The sequence below is a fragment of the Streptomyces sp. NPDC060194 genome (genome assembly GCF_042728285.1).
Classification (GTDB): domain Bacteria; phylum Actinomycetota; class Actinomycetes; order Streptomycetales; family Streptomycetaceae; genus Streptomyces.
Map to the genome: position 1 here is coordinate 1 of NZ_JBHWZH010000275.1, position 2,712 is coordinate 2,712.

Consider the following 2,712-nt stretch of genomic DNA (forward strand, 5'->3'; position numbering starts at 1 on the left):
GCCCCCGCTTCTGGCGGGGGCCGGCCCTTCTCAGTGCGCGGCCGCCGGTCGCGTCGGCAGGTCGCGGCGGGTGCGGACGGGGGAGAGCCAGAGCGGGAGCGCGCAGAGGGGGAGGGTGGCGACGGCGATCCAGAGGGCGGGGCGGTTGCCGAGGAGTTCGCCGAGCGCGCCGCCCAGGACCGCGCCGAGGGGCAGGGTGCCGAAGACCACGAAGTTCTTCGACGCGGAGATGCGGCCGAGCAGGTCGGTGGGCACGTAGGCCTGCCGGAACGTGGCGAGGACGGTGTTGCCGGCCACGACGCCGAACGACACCGCGCCGGAGCCGAGGACGTAGAGGGCGAGCCCGGCGCCCGGGGTGGTGAGCGGGATGAGCAGGGCGAGCGCGGGGACGACGCCGTCGAACAGGAGCAGTGCGCGGGCCGTGCCGAGCCGGGTGGAGAGCCGGCGCGCGGCGAACGCGCCCGCGATGCCGCCGAAGCCGCCCGCGGTCATGAGCACGCCGACGGTCCAGGCCGCGAGGTGCACCTCGCGGACGAGGAACACCACGACGACGGACTGGTACGCCATGAGCGCGAGGTTGGCCGCGGCGCCGTTGACGGTGGTCGCGCGGAGATAGGGGTCGCGGAACGTCAGCCGCAGGCCGACGGCGATCTCGCGGGCCAGGGCGCCGCGGGGGCGGCGGGCGGGGGCGGGGTGCGTCCCGCGGTCCGCCGGGGGCTGCGGGGCGGGGGCCGGCTCGCGGTCCGCCGCGGGGCGCTCGGCGTGGGTCGCCCCCCGCTCCGGCTCGCGGTCGTCCGCCGGGTGGGCGGTGCGGCGGGGGGCCCGGTCCGGCTCGCGGTGGCGGATGCGCAGCACGCAGACGAACGAGACGGCGAAGGTCGCCGCGGTGACGAACATGCCGTTCGCCGCGCCCAGCGCCTGGACCAGGAACCCGCCCGATCCCGACCCGGCGAGCTGTGCGGCCGACTCGCTGCCGTGCAGCTTCGAGTTGGCCTCCGGGCGGTCCGCGAGGGGGATCAGGCGGGGGAGCAGCGTGGTGTACGCGGTCTGGAAGAAGACGGTCGCGGTGCCGACGAGCAGCGCGGTCACCAGCAGCGAGCCGATCGACAGCACGCCCAGCCACGCGGAGACCGGGATCGAGACGAACAGGAGCAGCGCGGCGGCGTCCGAGACGAGCATGACCGGTCGGCTCGGCAGCCGGTCCACCCACGCCCCGGCCGGCAGCCCGATCAGCAGCCACGGGGCCCAGGTCGCGGCCGTGAGCAGCCCGACCTGGAGCGTCGACGCGTGCAGCAGCGTCACCGCGATCAGCGGCAGGGCGACGGAGGTGACCGCCGCCCCGTATTTGCCGGTGGTCGCGCCGATCCACAGGCTGCGGAAGTCGCGGTCGCGCAGGAGGAGGCTGCGGGGAGGGGCGGCGGAGGTGAGGGACCGGGTGCGCTCGCGGGAGCCGGTGGCGGGCATGACGACGAAACTAGCGTGCAGAGAACTCTCTGCAAAGGGATTTGCAGAGAGTTCTCTGCATCTTCTGATGCGGACTCAGTCGTTCCGCTCCAGTCGCGGGAACGACTGCAGCTGCACGCTCACCGGCAGTGCGCCGGGCTCGGGCTCGGCACCCTCGGCGGGCGTGTGCTTCTCGACGACCGCCATCAACTCCTGGTTGAGCGCCTGCAGTTGCTGCGGCGTGAGCTTCAGCGTGTCCCAGTGGGCGATGGTCCCCGTCCGCTCCCACTCCTCCGGCCACCGGCTCGCGAAGTACGTCCGCGCCCGCCGGAACCCCTGCTGGATCATCTCCTCGATGTACGCGTCGACCGCCGCCCGCGCCCCGGGGTCCTTCCGCAGCTCGGCCGTCTCCACCACGTGCGTGGCGTCGCTCGCCTGCCACCACCGCTCCCGCCGCGTCCCCCGCTCCACGTCCTCCGCGATGAACCCGTGCTCCGCGAGATGCCGCAGGTGCCAGCTCACCGTCCCCGTGCTCTCCCCGAACCGCTCCGCCAGCCGCGCCGACGTCGCCGGCCCCTCCGTCCGCAGCACGTCCAGCATCCGCACCCGCAACGGATGCGCCAGAGCGCGCAGACTGCGCGCGTCGATCTTCCGCACCGGCTTCTGACTGGCCATACGGGCAGGCTACCGGGCGGCCGTCAGGACTCGGCCGGTGGCGAGGGGGCATCGGAGCCGGTTCGGCATCACCGTCATGAGCTGCCTTCGCAGGCCGGTCGTCACCCGGCGTAGCCGCCGCGGCCGGCATCGCACGCGCGGGAGTCGGACATGTCGAGGGCTCCACGTCCCGCCGCGCCCGGGCCGCCCGAAAATGCGGTGCTTGTGCTCGGCGGGACGCGCTATCGTCGCGGCATGTTCTTCCAGATCTACGAGTGAGAGCGCGCCGGGACCCTGGTCCCGCCCCCCACCGGATGACATCGCAGACCCCTTCTCACCAGCATGGAGAACACCGTGGCCAAGAGCCGAAACAACCTCCTCGGCGTCGGCGGGCAGCGCAAGAAGCTGTCCCGCGCCGACCAGCACGGAAACGGACCCGCCGCCGAGCCGAACCGCCGCACGGCGGCCGAGCAGAAGCAGGAACTGGTCCGCAAGATGAAGGAGCGCGCCCAGGCCAAGCAGGACGCCCCCGAGGGCGCTCCGGCCTCCGACAGCTGACCCGGCGCCGCCCCACCCGCGCAGGACACCCCGAGGGCCCGGACCGCACCACGCGGT

At 74.1% G+C, this 2,712-nt stretch carries 3 protein-coding genes; 1 reads left to right on the forward strand and 2 read right to left on the reverse strand.

The window, feature by feature from the left end; genetic code table 11:
* Positions 1-30 precede the first annotated feature (30 nt).
* Both ACFWEG_RS28780 and ACFWEG_RS28785 read right to left on the reverse strand, forming a co-directional pair.
* Positions 31-1,464: an MFS transporter gene (locus ACFWEG_RS28780; RefSeq protein WP_387220991.1), complete on the reverse strand. Its 1,434-nt coding sequence runs from the start codon at positions 1,462-1,464 to the stop codon at positions 31-33.
* A 75-nt stretch (positions 1,465-1,539) separates the two neighbouring features.
* Entirely contained in the window at positions 1,540-2,118 is a 579-nt protein-coding gene (locus ACFWEG_RS28785; RefSeq protein ID WP_387220994.1) for a winged helix-turn-helix domain-containing protein, read from the reverse strand.
* 333 nt (positions 2,119-2,451) lie between these two features.
* Here ACFWEG_RS28785 and ACFWEG_RS28790 point away from each other — a divergent pair, with 333 nt between their 5' ends.
* A complete protein-coding gene (locus ACFWEG_RS28790; protein ID WP_387220997.1) occupies positions 2,452-2,655 on the forward strand; it encodes a DUF6243 family protein in 204 nt (67 codons plus the stop codon).
* Positions 2,656-2,712: the final 57 nt, after the last annotated feature.